The 17545-nt window shown below is 66.6% G+C and carries 9 protein-coding genes; 3 read left to right on the top strand and 6 right to left on the bottom strand.

Annotated elements, in window-relative coordinates:
• Positions 1-147 precede the first annotated feature (147 nt).
• The 6 genes from WH85_RS39510 to WH85_RS39485 form a co-directional block, all read right to left on the bottom strand.
• A complete protein-coding gene (locus tag WH85_RS39510) occupies positions 148-3318 on the bottom strand; it encodes an SNF2-related protein (RefSeq protein WP_045747279.1) in 3171 nt (1056 codons plus the stop codon).
• Positions 3315-4928: a DUF262 domain-containing protein gene (locus WH85_RS39505; protein ID WP_045747278.1), complete on the bottom strand. Its 1614-nt coding sequence runs from the start codon at positions 4926-4928 to the stop codon at positions 3315-3317. The genes WH85_RS39510 and WH85_RS39505 overlap by 4 nt, the downstream gene beginning before the upstream one ends.
• Before the next feature lie 429 nt (positions 4929-5357).
• Entirely contained in the window at positions 5358-6110 is a 753-nt protein-coding gene (locus tag WH85_RS39500; protein ID WP_045747282.1) for a TatD family hydrolase, read from the bottom strand.
• The gene (gene qatC, locus WH85_RS39495) at positions 6107-7444 is read right to left on the bottom strand and encodes a Qat anti-phage system QueC-like protein QatC (protein ID WP_157411504.1); all 1338 of its coding nucleotides are present in this window, start codon (positions 7442-7444) and stop codon (positions 6107-6109) included. Before qatC ends, WH85_RS39500 begins: the two co-directional genes overlap by 4 nt.
• Before the next feature lies 1 nt (position 7445).
• Positions 7446-8162: a hypothetical protein gene (locus WH85_RS39490; protein WP_045747277.1), complete on the bottom strand. Its 717-nt coding sequence runs from the start codon at positions 8160-8162 to the stop codon at positions 7446-7448.
• A complete protein-coding gene (locus tag WH85_RS39485; protein ID WP_169792555.1) occupies positions 8162-10243 on the bottom strand; it encodes a KAP family P-loop NTPase fold protein in 2082 nt (693 codons plus the stop codon). Before WH85_RS39485 ends, WH85_RS39490 begins: the two co-directional genes overlap by 1 nt.
• A 666-nt stretch (positions 10244-10909) precedes the next feature.
• Here WH85_RS39485 and WH85_RS39480 point away from each other — a divergent pair.
• The 3 genes from WH85_RS39480 to WH85_RS39470 all read left to right on the top strand — a co-directional run bounded on the left by WH85_RS39480 (position 10910) and on the right by WH85_RS39470 (position 17478).
• Entirely contained in the window at positions 10910-15190 is a 4281-nt protein-coding gene (locus WH85_RS39480; RefSeq protein WP_169792554.1) for an AAA domain-containing protein, read from the top strand.
• A complete protein-coding gene (locus WH85_RS39475; RefSeq protein ID WP_045747274.1) occupies positions 15190-16005 on the top strand; it encodes a hypothetical protein in 816 nt (271 codons plus the stop codon). Before WH85_RS39480 ends, WH85_RS39475 begins: the two co-directional genes overlap by 1 nt.
• A 219-nt stretch (positions 16006-16224) precedes the next feature.
• Positions 16225-17478, top strand: a complete 1254-nt coding sequence (locus WH85_RS39470; RefSeq protein WP_157411502.1) for a competence protein CoiA family protein — start codon at positions 16225-16227, stop codon at positions 17476-17478.
• Positions 17479-17545 lie beyond the last annotated feature (67 nt).

The raw sequence follows: 17545 nt of genomic DNA, 5'->3' as shown, positions 1-17545 counted from the left end.
GAAAGATCGTCCCGATCAGATCACACGGGCATCATGATCATGCACAGGTCAGACCACATAGGATCCCGGGTCCTCGACCACCGTTTCTGCGCCAGAGCCATTTTCTTGACACTCCCGAGAACCCGCCCTACTCAGGATGAAAAAGGCTCATGGTGTTGGTTTGCGGGGGTGTCGCAGCAGCGCCATCCAGGCGATGAGTCTGATTCGTTGACCCGCATGCTCGGCGGGGATGTCGAGATTGCCGGCTATTCGCTGGCGTGCGTGGTCGATCAGTTGCAGTAGTAGGGCCTGGAAGTGGGTGGCGTCGGGGTGGTTGGTCAGCGGGTGAGGCAGGGAGGGTGGGTTCCAGCCGTGCAGGTCGGTGTGGGTGAGGCGCAGACATCGGTTGCGGTCGAAGGTGGTAGTTCGCTGGGGGGTGTCTTCGACGTGGCAGAAGAGGGTGTGGGTGGTGCCGTCCGGGGTGTCGATGTGGAAGCAGAAGACGGCACCTTGTTGGGGATGGGGTGTGGGATGGATGGCGCCGACGGGGGTGGGTAGCGCGTGGAGTGCTTCGAGGGTGCCGTCGATGCGTAGGGCGTTGCCGAGGATGGCGCGTTGATGTTCGCGTTCGGTGATGGTTACGGGGCGCGGCCCGGTGTCGAGTGTTTGGAGGGCTGCGGCGAAGTTGCGGACGGTGGCTTCGGTGCCGGGCAGGATGATTGAGGGGACGCCGACGGTTAGTGCCGCGATGTCGATTTTGTTGCGGAGTATGTCGAGTAGTCGTAGGAACAGGCCGAGTCCGGTGTCGGGTTCGAGGGTGATGCACAGGACGGTGTCGAGTTCGGCGTCTTGGCGGTCGACGCGGCCGATGCGTTGCTCGAGGGCTTGCGGGTTCCAGGGCAGGTCGTAGTTAATGATTATCGATGCTTGCTGCAGGTTGTGGCCTTCGCTGAGCTGGTCGGTGCCGAGTAGCAGTTGGTAGGTGTCGCGTGCGTAGGTGCGGGCTACGGTGCTGACGCGTTGTGCGGCGGTTCGGGGCGCGAATTGGGCGACGAGGTTGAGTAGTTCCTTGCCTGATAGTGGGGTCGGTGGGGCGGCGTTCGCGATTTTGTCGCGTAGGTGGCGCAGTCGCCGGTCGGTCTTGGTGGCGGCGTGTAGGCGCTGGTCGAGGTCTGCTGCGGTGGCGCGGGAGCTCATCAGGATGACGATTTTCTCGCCGGGTCGTTCGTGGGCGATGCGGGCTAGTTCTTCGAGCAGTGCGGCGAATTTGCGGTCGTCGGCGGCGGCGCGGGCGGCGTCGGTGGCGAGTTGGTGGAGGATTTTCAGGTCGCTGGTCAGTGCCGTGCGCAGGGCGGTGACGTCGAATTCGTTGGCGGGGCGCACGTAGGGAGTCAGCGCGGCGGGGGTGACGGTGTCGGTGAGAAAGTCGCTGAGGTAGTCGGTTTGCGGGTCTGACGGGTTGGTGAGGTCGTCGCTGGCGTCGCCGCTGCTGATGGCGTCTTTGAGGCGGCGTTGTAGTCCGGGGTGGGGCAGGCAGACGCGGCCCCTGTCGAGGTCTCGGAGTGCGAGTTGTACGCGGGCGGCCATGCGGCGGGTGGTGGCGGCCAGTGCGGCAGGTGAGGATTCCAGCCTTTTGAGGAGCATGATGCGGATGAGTACGGCCATGGCGGTGGCGTGGTTGATTTTGGGTGGGCTGAGCGCGTATTGATAGGGAATGTAGGCGGCCATTTTCAGGGGTTTGGTGTGGTGTTGTGTACTGCGTAGGGCGGCGAGCCGGTCGTGGCCTTGTTCGGTGAGGTAGCGGCCTTCACCGAGTGCGTCGATGACGTCGACCATGAGTTTTTTGTGGACGCCATTGAGGTTGTAGGTGACGCGTCTGTGGGTGCGTTCAGGAAACGATTTCGCGGAGCCTGGATATTCTTTTTGTAGTAGCCATCGGCTGCGGCGGACCATGCGTTGGTCCAGTTCTTCGTGGAACATGTGGACCGCGGCTGATTCTTCGGGCAGGGTGTCGGCGTGCAGGCATACGAGGTGCAGCAGGGCGGCGGTGCCTTCTCTGGTCCGCGATCGTTTGCGGTTGGTTGACTTGCAGGGGTGCCATTGCGGTTCGAGTGTTGGGTCGGCGAGGCTGAGAAGTTCGAACAGGTCGAGGCCGGTGTTGTTGACGGGTGTGGCGGTCAGTAGCAGCAGGCTCGGTCGCGGTGACTGCGCAATGACGTGTCGGACGGCCGTGATTTTCTTCGTTGTTGGCGTTCGCAGGTGGTGCGCTTCGTCGCAGATGATCAGGTCGTAGGTGATCCAGTCGCCGGTGTCGTTGTCGTTGTCGTTGTCGTTGTCGTTGTCGTCGACAATTCTGATGAGTTTGTCGTAGCTGCAGATGTGGGCTGCCAGTCGCCAGGAGTCACAGTTTTGCTGCCAGTGTTGTTGGAGGCTGGCCGGGCACAGCAGCAGGATGCGTTCAGCGCCGGCGGCGACCAGTTCGCGAGCGACGGCCAACGCTTGGTCGGTTTTGCCGAGGCCAACGTCGTCGCAGATCAGTGCTCCGCGCAGGGTTTTGAGGATGGCGAGTGCTTTGGCGACGCCGTCGGCTTGATAGTCGCGCAGGTAGTCCCAGGTTCGGGCGTTGACTTCGTCGCCGTATGCCAGGTGCAGCATCCGCAGGTAGACCAACTGCGGGTCGTAGGGAAGCAGTTTGGTGCGGATCAGGTCGGCCAGGGCGAAGGGTTCGGCTTCGTCCCACCATCGGTCGGCGAGCTGTCGGGCGGCGGGCATGGCGGCCGGCGTGAGTTGGCCGAGCCAGTGCCGGTCGCGGGTCAGGTGGGCCGGCAGGAGGTTCGGTGAGCCGAGTAGCGCCCGGTTGGTGTTCGGTAGGACGAGTCCGGCTGCGCCCAGGGCGCGGTGTTGTTCGCGGCGGCAGTGGAGGTGCCTGCTGTCGAGGAGGTTGAGCAGCTCGATGAGAGCCAGGCCGCCGTCGTGGGTCAGTGGGAGGTTGTTGATTTCGGCGCGCAGTGTCTCGTCGGCGGTACGCAGGAGGGGGTCGTTGGTGGGGATTTGGGTGGCGGCGCCGTTGTGGGTGCGGTCGTCGGGTGTCACGCCGACGAGGACCCGTACCGGGGTGCGTTGGTGGGTGAGGTGGCGCAGGGCGGGCAGCAGTAGGAGCAGTCCGCGGATGCTGAGCTGAGCGGCCACGACGGTGACCGGTAGGTATCCGCCGGCTTCGGCTGTCAGGGCGCTGAGGTAGTCGGTGAGGATGTGGCGGTTGTCTTCGTTGACCGGCAGCAGCTGGCTTTGGTCGGTGTCAGGCTCGGGCTGCTGGTCCGGTGGGGCGGGGTTGTTCACGGCACCGGGCTGTCTCGCAGCGTTGCGACGTGGGTGAATAGGTCGTTGAGGGTGCGGGCGATCAGTGGGGATCGTTCTTCGATCAGCCACTTGCTGATCTGTTCGGGTGGGAGGTCTTTCGGGGGCTGCGGGAGTTGGTGTGCTCTGCGTACCGTTTCGGTGGGTTGGAGTTCGTCGTAGGCGGCGCGGGTCCAGCCGTGGTGGGCGTTGATTACTTCGGCGGTTCTGTCGGACATCCAGGCATGGCAGACGAGCATGCCGAAGGGGGCGTTCTCACACAGGGGTCGCAGTTGCATTCCGGGCTGGGGGAAGACGGTGTCGGGTGCTGCGAGGTCGTGGACGGGGCCGGCGACGGCGGTGGCCGAGGCGATCGTGTAGAGGAATCCTGGTTTTCCCCAGGTTCGGCGCCCTCCTCGCGGCGGGGCGAGGTGCAGTTGCATATCGTTGAAGTCGCGGGGAAGTCGTGGCGGCAGCAGGGCGGTGAGCAGGGTGCGTACCTCGGTGTAGCCGTCGCCGGTGTTGATGGCTTTCTGGGCTCGTTTGGACAGGTTCTTGCGGTCGATGTTCTGGTCGGTGGCGCCCATAACGCAGACCATCCAGTGCAGGGCGAACTCGTCGACTTCGGCGTGTTGAAAGCGGTCGAACAGTGCCACCAGGACTTCGAGGGTCAGGGGTGCGCTCGGAATCAGTTCGTCGCGGTTCACGCCGTGCCGGGCGAGATAGTGGACGGCCGCGGGTGCTGCTCTTTTGAGCCGGTCGGCGGCTGCTTCGAGGTCTTTGGGCTCGGCTGCTATGGCGTTCTTGCCCTCTCGCGCGTGTGCCAGCATCCGTTGCAGCATCACGTTGATCCGGGTTCGCGGGAGAGAACGCCGCAGGTTGTTGTCGGCGGCGTCGTAGAGGAGGGGGTCTATGTAGTCCTGGTGCAGCAGGGGGAAGTAGTGCGACAGGACGGACAGGGCCATTTCGTCTTTCTGTAACGCGACGTGGGTCGCACCCTTGTTGCGGTCGGTGAAGTATTCGAAGGCGTGTTCGAGGTCGCCGTAGGCCCGCTCCCGCAGGATCTCGATGTCCATCATCGATCTGATGCTTTCTCTGGTCTGCAGGGCGAAAGCGGTGTCGGTGGGCAGCCCGCCGTCGCGCAAAATTTCTTCGACGTCGGTCTCTTCGGCCTCGTAGATCCGGCGCAGTGGGACGTAGGGGCCGCCGGTGGGGAAACTCAGTTTCGGGTGGCGGGTCCGATCCATGGTGATGCCCATTTCGAAGCCGGGTCCGCCGCACCGTTGCCACTGTTGCGGTGACATCCAGGGCGGCTTGATGCCGAACGCTGCCAGGATCGCGGTGATCCGCTGCTGGCCGTCGATGATCCATAACGTGTCGGCCGGGTTCTGGCGACGGTGGTAGCGGCTGCGGACCGACAGGTCGTCGTCGCGTGGAGTCCATACCAGCAGGGAACCGATCCGACCGCCGCCGCTCCAGAGCCGGCCCATCAGCCGGCCGACCCAGAGAGCGTTGCGTGCGAACATGCGCTGGAACTGCGGTATGTCGTACGCATGGTCTTGTATCTCGTCGATCAGCGTGCCCAGCCGTACCGCATCGTAGGCGTCCTGCATGGCTACCCTCCGTGACCTGACCTTGCCATCGTAGGAAGCTCTGCCGCCAAGAAGAGCCCGTTTAGGTGACTGTCCTCGGCATTTGCACGCGAGTCGCGGGGGCTGTCGGCCTGCTTGCTGGTGTCACCAGCGATCTGATTGCGCTCAGAAAATCGCCGGTTGTTCGTGCACGCGCGTGGCCTGGGCGGCTGCGCTAACCAGACATGCAGGGGAAATCGCGCCAGATATGTGGGCTATATGGCCGCATTCGAGGAAGACAGGGCGGCTGTCGGTGTGCGGCCAACTCCGTTCGGCGTCGATTTATCAAGCCGGGCATTAGACGCGAACGCAACCCCGTCCAGGTCTGGATCGACCTCGCTTGGACGCGGTCATCGCGCGCTGCCGGCTCGGTTCTCTCGTCGCGGGCACTCCGGCCGCGGATCTCGCCCGTCAGGCCGGAGAGGCGGCTTTCTCGTCGGTGATCCGGCGCTGGTTGGCGCAGATTTGCGTACGAGCGTGTGCCGCACTGACGTGCCACAGCACGGCTAGCTCCTCGATCATTGCCGGCAGGTCGGCGGGCTGACACGGGTGGCCGGACCGGCGGGCGAAAGGGCCGTCGGTTTCGCACAGCACCCGGTCCTGCGGAATCCTCGCCAGCAGGGTGCGCCCTTTGGCGCTGGCCAGCATGGACGGGTTGACCGAGAAGTGCAGTCCGGCAGCGAGTGCTTCGTCGGCCACGCCGAGAGGGCCGGTGTACCAGTGCAGCACCGCCCGGATACGGGCGTCGACGAGTCGCTGCACGGCGATCTTGTCGGCGCCTCGGGTGTGCACCGTCACCGGCCGATCCCGTAGCTGCGGCAGGGCTAGCAGCGCATCGAATGTTTTCAGCTGCGCGTCGCGGGTGTCGCGCCCGGCCGGGGAGAAGTCCAGGCCGATCTCTCCGATCCAGGCCGCCCCGGCGGCGTGGCGACTGAAACGCAGCACGCCGCCCATGCCGAGCCGGTGAGCGTGCAGCGGATGCAGGCCGAGTGCCGCCCGAGCCGCACCGCCCCGCGGCAGCAGGGTCGCCATGCGGCGGTAGTCGTCCGGGGTGTTGGTAACCGCCACCACCTGTACATCGGCGGCCGCCGCGGCCGCTAGAACCTGGCTCGGGTTCGCGAAGGCGTCGAGGTGGCAGTGGGTGTCGAGCAGGACGTCGGTCACCGGCTTCTCCACGCGTTCTCGGTCAGCTCCGCCAGTCTGCCACCGGCGCCGCCCAGCCAGGTGCGGACCTCGGCGGCACCGCGGTGCCATAGCTGCAGGTGGTCTTGGTGTTCGCCGGCAGGTAAGGGCGCGTTGCGCACGATGGCCAGCTCATCGCGATGTGGGTTGACGCCGCGGACGAGTGCCCGCAGATCGGCGCCGGTGCGCTGATCCGGGTCGAGCAGGCCTTCGTCGCTCAGCGCGTCCCAGGCGTACTGGTCGCCGCGGTCGCGGCGGGTGTGGGCCAGTGAGGCGCGGCGCACGAGGCAGGGCAGACAGTAACCACAGTTGCCCTGCTCCCGGCCCCGCCAGCGCGGTGTTTCCGGATGCGAGCAGGAGACGCTGGCCGGGGCGAGCTTGATCAGCAGGCGGGGGTTGCGGCACCCGGCGAGCATCTCGCCCTTGGTCTGCAGTCTGTACGGGTTGACGATCGGGTTGGTGATGCCGATCCCCCGGCAGGATTCGGTCAGTTGGGTCATGAAGTGTGGGTGCGTGGTGCGGGTACTGGCCGAGCCGGTGCGAGCTCGCGTCAGCGGCACGTTCAGGCCGATCCAGCCGTTCTCCGGCACGTAGACCGGGACATGCGGGCCGGCGGCGGATGCGGCGGCGAGCGCGGCGGCGATGAACAACAGCGACCGGGAACGTGTGGTGCGTTCACGCTGGTCCGGCAACGGCAGGGCCTGGGCCTCGTCGGCTGGTGCCGGACGGCAGAACAGCCGACGCAGGACAACTCGGTTGCCGTAAATCTTAGCGAGGCCGGCGTACAGGGCACGCTGGGCGGTGGACGCCTGGCCTGCTTCGTAGTGTCCGACCAGCAGCAGCCGTCGGTTGGGGTCTTCTTCGAGCAGGTCGATGACGCCGCACAGTGAGTCTAGACCGCCGGAGAACAACGAGACCGCGTCGATGTCCAGCCCGGTCGGGGCGGCGGCCGCCGGGCGGGCTCGGCGGGGACGGATGTTCCACCGGTCGCCGGTGAGGAACCCGAGCGTGCCGGCCCAGCCAGCCTGATCCCATGCTTCAGGGTCGGCGACGGGCACGTCGACTCGCAGCGTGCGGGTCCACCCGTCTGGTTGCGGCTCGCGTTCCACGGTTCGGTCACCGCAGTAGATCCCGGCGGCGAACCGCAGCAGCTCAGTGCCAGCGGCGGTGGGTGTCCATCCGTCGAAGAAGCCGGTGGTGAACTCGATGGTCGCCTCCCGGCGGCCGGGTGCCCAGTCGAGCAGCCGGTCGACGTCGGCGGGTACCGACCCGGTCAGCGCGGATCGGATCCGCAGTCGGACCGTGCCGGTGGCCACGTCAGTCCTCCAGCGCGCTGAGCGCTTCATAAACCGCGCTCAGCGTGTCGTCGATGACGGCTCGGCCCTGCGGCCCGGCCCAGTCGATCTGCAGCGCATCGTCGGGCAGTCGCAGTTGGACGAAGCTGCGCACCATCTGCTGCAGATCCTCCTCAGCACGCTGGGCTTTGACCGGGTCGTCCAGCCGGGCGAGACGCTCAGCGATCACCGGGATACGGTTGTAGACGTAGTTGGCCAGGAAGAGCTCCATCATCTCTCGCACGCCGTCGGAATTTAGCCGCACCGCGTCGAGATCCGCCCAGCTGTCGGCGTCTGGGTAGAGCTCGGCGAGCACGTCGAACATGGCATCGCGGGCCGCTTGGCCGTCGAGGTCGGCGCCGTCACCGGCGACGTACCCGGCCAGCGCGTCGAGCACTGTGAGCCGGTCGGCGCCGACGAGATCACCGAGGCCCTGCCCGGTGAGGGCGGCGCCCAGCCCGCCGCCGCCGATTCCGGCGAGCACTGCTCCGAGCCGCTGGGCACCAGCCCGGCCGGCCCGGGCGCCAGCGACGGCGCCGGCTGCCCCGCCGAGCACCGGCACGTGCCGGGCCAGCACCCGGCGCAACGCGGTCGGGCTGTGCTGTCCCGAGCCGGCGGCGTGCATGACCGAGGTCGCGGCGTGCTTGAGTGGCGTCCATGCGCCGCCGCTGCCGCCTGCCCGGTCGGTTGAGGTGCCCATCAGTGCCGCGCGCTGGTACGCCGGACGAGGGTGACCATCTTGGTCAGGTCCGGCCGGTCGGCGCCGTGCCACTTGGTCAGCAGCGCCTCGGTGCGCGGGTCGGCGCGCGGCAGATGAGCGCCGGCGGTGGGAACATATTTGGCGGGGACCGCCGCGATCGGGAGCCGGTCGAGGGCGGCGAACAGCACGTCGCGGGAAGTCTCTACCCGTTCCACAGCCTCACACACCGCGACGAAAGCGTCGTCGGGGGTGGTCAACAGCGCACGGCCGAGGGCCCCACTGATCACGTCCTGGTCGGCCGGGTCCGCGGCTTTCAGATCGTCGAGGGCTTTCCGCCGGAGCCGGTCGGTAGTGCCCAGAATCTGGGTGAGCATCTGTTGTTGGCGGGCCGACAGCCTAGAAATGGAAACTGAGGCCAGGCTCAGCCGGTCTCTGGAGTAAGTGAAGTACGGCCGCAGGTCCTTCGCCGCCAGCCGAGGCGGAAGGTCTAGCCACGCGCGCACGGCAGGTTTGGCCGCCCACTGCTGGACAGCCTCGTCGACCGGCAGCGCCACGGCGGTGCGCCGCGGCTTGCGGGCCCGCGAGGGCGGCTCGGGCTTGTCGGCGCCCTCGGTCGCGGGTGGTCCCTCGTCGGTCTCCGGGGCGTTCAGGGACCGCATCAGTTCCTCGGCGGCGGCCAGTTGCGGACAGGATGGTCCGCCGCTGTCGATCTGCCAGTCGAACAACTGCTGGAACTCCGAGAACTGCTGGTCTTCCAGCAACATCAGCTTGGCCAGCACCGCCGGGTCGAGTTCCACCCGGCGTCGGGCTGCGCTGCGCCGGCGCAGTTGTAGGGCGTTGAGGAACTGTTTGAGTTGGCGAGGGTTGCGCCGGGAGCCGGCCGCCAGCACCGGTGCGATCGCCGCCGCCCACGTCAGGTCGGTCACCAGGGCGGCCGGGACGTCGATACCGAGGTCGCCGAGCGTGCCGAGACCGAAGACGACTTCGAACGCGTGGGTGGCTCGCTGCGCGGCGACGTGCTCGCGTACCGCTCGGAAATCGTCGGCGTCAAGGTGCAACTCGGCCAGCAGCAGACTGACGTAGGTGACCGCCTCAGGAATCGCTAGGGCTGGCACCGTGATCTTCTGCTGGAACATCTTCTCCAGGTACTGCGCGCCGATTCCTCCGACGCGGTCGTCGCGGCGCAGCGCCGGGTACCTGGCGTCGACCGCTGACGCTACGACCTCCTGGTGAGCGGCGAGGACGAACGCCGTGCGCGGTGCCCCCAACAACAGGCGGATTGCCTCGAAGGTGTCCACCACGGTCTCCGGCAGGCAACGGTCCAGGTCGTCGATGAACACGACGACGGCCGCGACCTCGTCGAGCGAGTCGATCAGCGCGGCGAAGCGGTCCCGGAACGCGTCGACCTCGGTGACGGGCTCCTCGGCGGCGGTCGGTGCGGGCTGTGGGTCAGCGAGGCGTTGCGACGCGGCCGCGGCAGCCATCTGCGCGCCCTGCTGTGCGATCTTGAGCATCTCGGGGTCCGCGAGGCTGGGGTCCACCATCGCGGCAATGGCCGGAATCGACTGAGGAAAGAGTTCGATTCCCCCACGTGCGGCCCGACGGCCGGTGCGGCGCAGCCGCCGGGCCATCGCCCGGATCCGGCCGACCTCCTCACGATGCTCCGGAACCTCGACGGCCAGCCGGCTCAGCACCGCCGACATCAGCGAGACTTTAACGTCCTCGTAGTCCTCGTAGCGCCATGGGCTGAACTGCACGCATACATACCGTCGTGGTCTGCCTTCCGGGTCATCGGCGTCTTCGACGGCGGCGGTCAGCTCGGCGCAGGCGACGCTCATCAGGCTGCTCTTGCCCGACCCCCAGTCACCGAGCACACCGACCGTCAGCGGCAGCAAGCGCGGCTCGGACAACACGATGACCAGGCTGTCGACAAGGAAGTCGAAGCCCAACAGATCGATGTCGGTTTCGTTGTCCGGCCACACGTTCCAGCCTCCATCGGTCGTTGCTGACCTTCTGCAGCCGCCCGAGCGGGGAAGGCCCTCGAAACGGCACTCCCAACCCTGCGCGGCGACGGCGATCACGAAGGGCGTCGGTGAGTCGGGAAAGTCTTGCCGACATGCCGGGTGCCGCCGTTGGCTGTTGAGCGTGCCATCGGTGGCGTTGAAACTGCAGGTGCCACGCCGAGAAGCGACGCCCGCCACCCTGGGAACCACACAGCTCGCCAGCGGGCGTCTTCAGCGTGCGACAGACGGCGTCGGATACCGGGTGTGGGGTCAGCGAACATCTGCCTCCGGCCGCCTGATGGCAGTCGTCACGGTCACCACATCGGCGTTGTAGAGGAGGGACACGCCGGCGCGACGGCGCCAATCGGTGTAACGGCGCTGGCCTCATGACCGGAGGCTGCATTGCCCGCTTCTGCGGGACCCCGCTGAGCGAAGGCCTAACCAGTAGATGACGGTCCTGGTCGTCAGCGGTGGCGTCTGGTAACGCGTGCTAGCGGTGGCGCGTCCGGCACATTCATTCACGTCTACGCCATTGCGATCTGTAGTGGATCCGGAACATTCTGTATGGCTGTGCTTGCAGAGGAGGGGTGCATGCCGGACCTGCTACCACCGAGTGACGCTGATCTGGTCGATCGGGCTCGTCGTCTCATCACCTACCTGAGATTCGTCAAACGGAACTCTCACTCGAGCGCCCGAGACTCACTCCGGGAGCGTCCACCGATCTGGTTGAACGACCTTCTCTCGGTGCAAGCAGCGCCGACGTTGGGAACGTTTCTGACGTTGAGTCGGCCAAGTCCGGTGCCGGGTCCCGTTCCGCCGGCGGTCCTGCTGGACTGGCTCGATCCCGACTGTGTTCTCGATGATCCGTGGAGCGCCCCGCCTGCTCTGGTCAAGCTGGGGGCCGATGCCACGGCACAGGACGGGCGGACCGTCCCGGAGGCGATCGCCGAGGTGATGCAGCGATGGCTGGCGCAGTGGCAGGCTTGGGCGCAGCAGCAGCGGGATTCACCGGATCCCGAGGAGTTGTTTTCCTCGGTGTGGCGTCTTGTCGAGCGGGCCCGTAAGGAAGACCTGGAGATCGCGGTTGGCGTGGGGCTGGTCAGCGCGAGCGGCAACAGAGGGTGGTCGCTGCGCCAGCATGTTCTGACGGGTGAGGTCCACGCTGAGCTCGATGCTGATGACGACGTCATCCGGTTGTCGTTGGCCGACGGGCTGCACCGTTTGGATGAGGATTCGTTCGATCTCAACGACGGCTATGTCGAGGCCGCGGCCGGAGCACCGTTGCCAGAGCACTCGAACCTCGATCCGCTGTCGCCCGAGGTGAACGTGTGGCTCGAGGCCTGGCGGGAACGGCATTGGCGGGTGGCACCCCGGTGGCAGCCCATCCTTGAAGAGCCGGAGCAGGAGCCGGGTGGCCGTTTGGTGCTGACGTTGTCGCCGGCGCTGTTTCTGCGGCCCCGGGAGAGCACTGGTGTGGCGGCGTTCTACGAGCAGATCACGCAGGCCTTGGAGGTTCCGGGTGCGCGGGTTCCGCTCGGGTTGGCGCAGTTGGTGCAGCCGCTCGATGTGCAGCAGCGGAGGGCGTGGCTGGACGAGGTAGCACCCTTGGGGGCGGATCTGTTGCTGCCGCTGGCTTCCAATGAGCAGCAGCGTCAGGTTGTCGATCGATTGCACACGGACGCTGCTGTCGTGGTGCAGGGTCCCCCGGGCACGGGCAAGACTCATACGATCGCGAATCTGATCTGTGCTCTGCTCGCCGATGGGCTGCGGGTGCTGGTGTCGAGTAGGAGCCCTCACCCTCTGCGGGTCATCCACAAGCTTCTGCCCGATCCGATTCGCAAGCTGGCGGTGCTCGCACCGGGTACGTCGCCGGAGGACCGCAAGGATCTCGACCGCACGGTGATCGCCGTGTCCGAGCAGGTGTCGACGGCAAGCGTGGAAGCACTTCACCGCGATATCAGCGACCTACAACGGCGTCGTGCTGACCTGCGTCAACGGTTGGACGCGGCTGTCGATGACCTGTGCCGTAGTCGTGGCCGGGAGTATCGGCCGCGGCCGTTTCCCGTCGACGGCTACGACGGGACACCGACGCAGCTGGTCGCCGCCGTCGAGCTGGCACGCCCCACCTACGACTGGATCGGGCATGTCCCCACTGACGCCGGCCCTTCGGCGCCGTTGTCCGACGACGACGCGATGATTCTGCTCCGACTGTTGCGCGCCTATCCAGCTCTGGAACTGGACAGGCACGAGCCTGTGCCGGACTCGCAGTCACTGGTGGATTCGCGGACCGTGGCGCGGGCGGTGCGGGCCATCGCGGATGCGCAGCGAGTCTTCGGCGACGACCTCGAGACGGCCTCGACGCTGATGACGAACCTCAGCCGTCCCGTTCTGCAGGAGATCACCGACAACGTCGAGGCGGCTGCTGACATGCTCGCCGGGTGTGGGCTGGCGGGACTGATCGGGTCCTGGGATCGTGACGATTGGCGGCTGAACGCCGTCACCGATCTGCTTCGTCACCGCAACTACGCTGCTTGGAGCACGTTGTCGGCGGAGTTCGACGCGGTCGCCGGCCCGCTGCAGATCGCGGTGAGGGCCGGCGACGGGGATGTCGACTGGCCCGCCGGGCTTTCTGCCGCTGATCACGCTCGCCTGCTGCGGCAGGCGAGACGCTTGTACGCCTACGTGAGGACCCGTCGGCGGCTGCGCTGGTTGTTGTCGCCGCAGGAACGACGCCAGGCGGCGGAACTGCTCGGGTTGTGCACCGTGGCCGGGCGTCCGCCGACGACCATGAGCCATTTGCACACGTTGATCAGCGCCTTGCAGGCGGAGAGCGCGTGTTCCAGCGTCGTCGACATGTGCCAGGCCATGGGGATCTCGGTGCATGCCGGGACCCGCCGTCTGCAGCTGGCGCAGTTGCAGGACGTGAAGGGCAGCCTCGAGGCGATCAACCGGCTGGTGGCCGCGAAACGAGACATTGAGTTCGCCCTGCGTCGGCCGGACTCTCGCTATCTGATCACGACACCGCGGCAGTGGGATCTGATCGTGGGTGTCGTGCGCAATGCGTCGCGCATCGTGGTGGCCGGGCAGTGGACCCGAGTCTTGGAGCAGCTCAGTCAGACGCTGTTGGCTTGCGCGTCGGCGGGTCGGCCGGAGTCGGTCATCGGCCGGCTGCTGAGTGCGGTCACCGGCCGGGACGCCGACGGCTATGCCGCGGCGTATGAACAGTTGGTACGCGCGTACCGCGAGCAGCAGGAACGACTACAGGGTGCTGAGCTTGCTGCCAGGTTGGCGACGGGGCACCCGCAGCTGGCTCACTCGTTGAGAGACAGTGCCGCTGATCCGGTCTGGGATCAGCGGCTGAGGTGCTTGCAGGCTGCGTGGGACTGGGCACGAGCGGCCGACCAGGTAGGGCAACGGCATGCAGCCGACGGCGAACGTGAACACTCGCTGGTCCTCGACGAGTTGGAGGGCCAGCTACGTCAAGTCACCGAGGACCTGGCCGGCAAGACGGCGCTGCTGCATTTCCGCGTCCGCACCGAATTGCCGCAATGGCAGGCACTCCAGTCGTTTCGCAGTGCGGTGAACAGGTTCGGCAAGACTGGCGGAAATTACAAAGCCGACCGCAGCAGCGACCTGCGCTCGGCGATCCGCGACGCGACGCGGGCGATTCCGGTACTGCTGATGCCGGTCAACGAGGTCGCCGCGACCGTTCCGGCGGAGGCCGACGCCTTCGACGTCGTCATCGTCGACGAGGCCAGCCAGGTCACCGTCGACTCGGTGTTCCTGCTGTGGCTCGCGCCGCGCGCCATCGTGGTCGGCGACGACAAGCAGTGCACTCCTGGGCAGGCGCCGGACAAGTTGCCGGCCTACTGGCGCATGACCGACGTGTACCTCGATTGGATGCCGCGGCATCTGAGGCGCGGGTTCGGCCCGGATTCCAATCTGTACGAGATCATGTCGACGCATCTGCTGGGTGTGGTCCGGCTGGTCGAGCACTTCCGGTGCATGCCGGAGATCATCGGGTGGTCATCGGAGGAGTTCTACGGGGGTGGGCTGCTGCCGCTGCGGCAGTTCGGTGCGCAGCGACTCGATCCTCTGGTGCCGTTTCTCGTCGAGGACCCCCAGTTCGACGGGCTGGGCAACACGCTGCGCAACCACACCGAGGCGGCCCACATCGTCGAGCGGATCCAGAAGATGACCGAGGATCCGCGCTACGCCACCAAGAGCATCGGTGTGATTGTGCTGTACGGATCCGACCATCACACACGTCTGCTCAATCAGCTCATCGACGAGCGGGTCGGCGCGGCCGGCCGAAAGCGGCACCAGATCCGGGTCGGTGACGCGGCGGCGTTCCAGGGCGATGAACGTGACGTCATCCTGTTGTCGATGGTGGTGGTCACCGAGCCGCAAGCCGCGACCGCCCGCGTGGACCGGCAGAGGTACAACGTCGCGGCAAGCCGCGCCCGTGACCAGGTGTGGTTGTTCCTGTCGGTGCCGGACGAGCAACTGCGCTCTGAAGACCTGCGCCGTTCCCTGCTGGTCTATTTCCGCAATCCGCCGACCCGGCTGGAGATCGACCGGCGTTTGGACGGCATTCCCGCAGACCGGCTCGTCGAGCCCTTCGACTCGCTGCTTCACCAGCAGGTATTTCTCGAGCTCCGGCGCCGTGACTACGCGGTGGTCGTCCAGTACCGGCTCTACGGGGCGCCGATCGATCTGCTCGTCGTCGGTGACAACGGTCAACTCGCCGTCGAATGTCACTCCCCCGCGCACCCGTTGGACGAGCAACAGCTGAAAGTCGACCTCCAACGCGAGCGTGAGCTGCGCCGGTCGGACTGGCACATCGTGCGCATTTACGACAGCGACTACCAGTACGACCCCCAAGCCGCGCTGAACACGCTGTGGCAACAGCTGCAGGCACGCGGCATCGAACCGTCCGCGCTGCGCCCGGCCCTTGCAGCTACGGCGGAGACGTGGACTCCGGTCAGCATGCCCGACAGCCAAGATGACGAAGGAGACGGCTGATGCTCGAAGCCCTCGACGACAACGTGTTGCAGGCGATCGCCTATATCGCCTGCGGCGACGGCGACGGCCTGCCCGTGCGCCGCACCGGCAGCGACCTCGCCAAACTGCTACAACAGGCCGGCTGGCAGAACGTACCCCGCTTCCAGGAGCCCCGCCGGGCATGGCTGCACGGCCAGCTACGGACTCGCCGCAATCAGCCCGGCGCCATCGAGGCGGTCGTCAAACGCCTGGCCGACCGGCGTGAGTACATCAACCGCAACCTGCCGCTGGCCAGTGCTCAGGTCACCGAGGAGCTCAACCGGCTGCTCGCCGTCGAGGGGTTCGAGGTGGCTCACAGTCTCGGTCGTCCCACGATCCGCCCGCTCGGGAGTGCCGCTGCCCAGCCCGCCGACACCGGCGACACCGCCCTGCACGCCACCATGACAGATCTGGTCCGCGACCCCGCCCTCGCCGCCACCTTGCAACAGCGGCTGACGGAGGCACAGATCTGTGAACGCAACGGCGCCTGGCTCAGCGCCATCATCATGCTCGGTGGCCTACTTGAAGGCGTCCTGCTGGATGCCGCATCCGAGCGGCTTCCTCACCCGCAGAAACCGGCAAGAGACTGGACGTTGAGCAAGCTGATCCAAACGGCTTACCAGGAGAAATGGATCCAACGCGACGCGCACCGCTTCGGCGACGTCCTGCGTGACTACCGCAATCTGGTTCACCCGAATGTGGCGCGCGAGTTCGGCGACCCGCCCGACAAGGACACCGTCAGCATGTGCTGGCCCGTGGTGAACGCCACCCTCAATGATTTGGCCGCAACCGCGTAAAACGGCGCGAAGAGCAACTGGACGGCGGTTTGTCTCTGCCGGAGAGAATGACGAACCCAGGGCGAGCGCCTCGTGTCCAGGATGCACTCGTGCAGCCTGGGCATAAGGCGCGTTCCATCTGTCTTCGGTCTCGTCGGGTATCGGGGATGGTCGCGGCCGGGGCGCGCTTGCGACGAAACGGCATGGCGGCAGCGCTGGGGCATGCCGCAACATCGATGTATGCCTCTCGTTGCGCGAGGGTTCGGCGGACTGATCGACGCCACGCTAGCTGATCTGGGCGTTGGCGCGTCGTGGCAGAGTATTCACCGGGTGCGTCCGCGGGTTCCGCTGACGTGCGCCGCGTGTGGCGCGTCGATGCACGCGAAGGTGTCACCCCGAGGTCTGCGGTTCTTCGCCCACGATGCGGCCCGCGAACAGTGTCCGCTCAACGGGGAAACACCTGATCACCGGCTGCTGAAGTCCGCGATCGCGGCAGCGGTGCGGGCCGCGGTCTGGCAGGCGACGCTAGAGGCGGAAGGGCCGGACCGGCGGTGGCGTGCAGATGTGCTCGCCACCTCGCCCGACGGGACCCGGCAGGTGGCGTGGGAGGCACAGCTGGCGCAGCAGCACGATGACGACACCCGGGCAAGAACTGCCCGGTACTTCGCCGATGGTGTGAGGGTGGTGTGGGTCTTCGACCGGCTGCTACCGGGCGGTGTGCCGGCAGTACGGGTGCGGGTCGAACTGAACAGCATCATGGTGGCGGAGCCTGTGGCACGGCTGGTGGTGGGGCGGTGCGAGTCGAGTGGTTGTGTGCGATACCGCGATGTGCCTGAGCCTCCGGCATGTCCGGGCCATGGCCGGTGGAAGGCGACGACGCTGCCGTTGGAGTTGTTCGTCGGTCTGGTCTGCCAAGAGGAAATCGTCTGGGCCGACCTGGCAGCCACGGACGTTGCGGACGACTCGAAGCCCGAGGACACGTGGCTCCACGGGCCCGCGGTGAAGCGGTGCTGGACGGCTCCGGCATACCTTCGGCGCGCATTGGCCGTAGGTCAGGCGCAACTCGACACGGACGCGGCCGTCGCGGAGGTTCGAACTACGTTGCGGCGAGAACGTGAAGCAAAAGCGCGGCGCCGCCGGGCGTTGATGGCGCAGATGGAGCGGGACAAGCAACGGCACGAGGCCAATCAAGCAGCGCTGCGAGAGCGGCAGCAGCGACTCACGCCGACGGTGGTCCGGCAGATCAGTGAGCAGACCGGGACGAGGGTGTGGCCGCTGGACGGTGATCCCGACTATGCGATGGGCGTTTCCATCCTGGCTGATGGCCGTGTCGTGGCGGTGATCTGTCCGGTCGCGTCGCGTATTTCGGAGGAGACAGCGGAATGGCTGACAGATGTCGTCGTCTTCGTGGCGTCCGAACGCGAACGGCAGACTGTCGCCGCCCGATGCCGCGCCGATCAGCGCATCATCGTGGTTGCCGATCAATCATCCTGATAGTCCACGACACAGACGCTCTGGGGGCATGTCTGACGGCCGCTCAGGGCAACACCGGATACGCGAT

It is taken from the genome of Actinoplanes rectilineatus, from assembly GCF_000962825.1.
GTDB lineage: Bacteria > Actinomycetota > Actinomycetes > Mycobacteriales > Micromonosporaceae > Actinoplanes > Actinoplanes rectilineatus.
The sequence above is the reverse complement of the archived record's forward strand: the minus strand, read 5'-3'. Positions and strand labels throughout refer to the sequence as shown.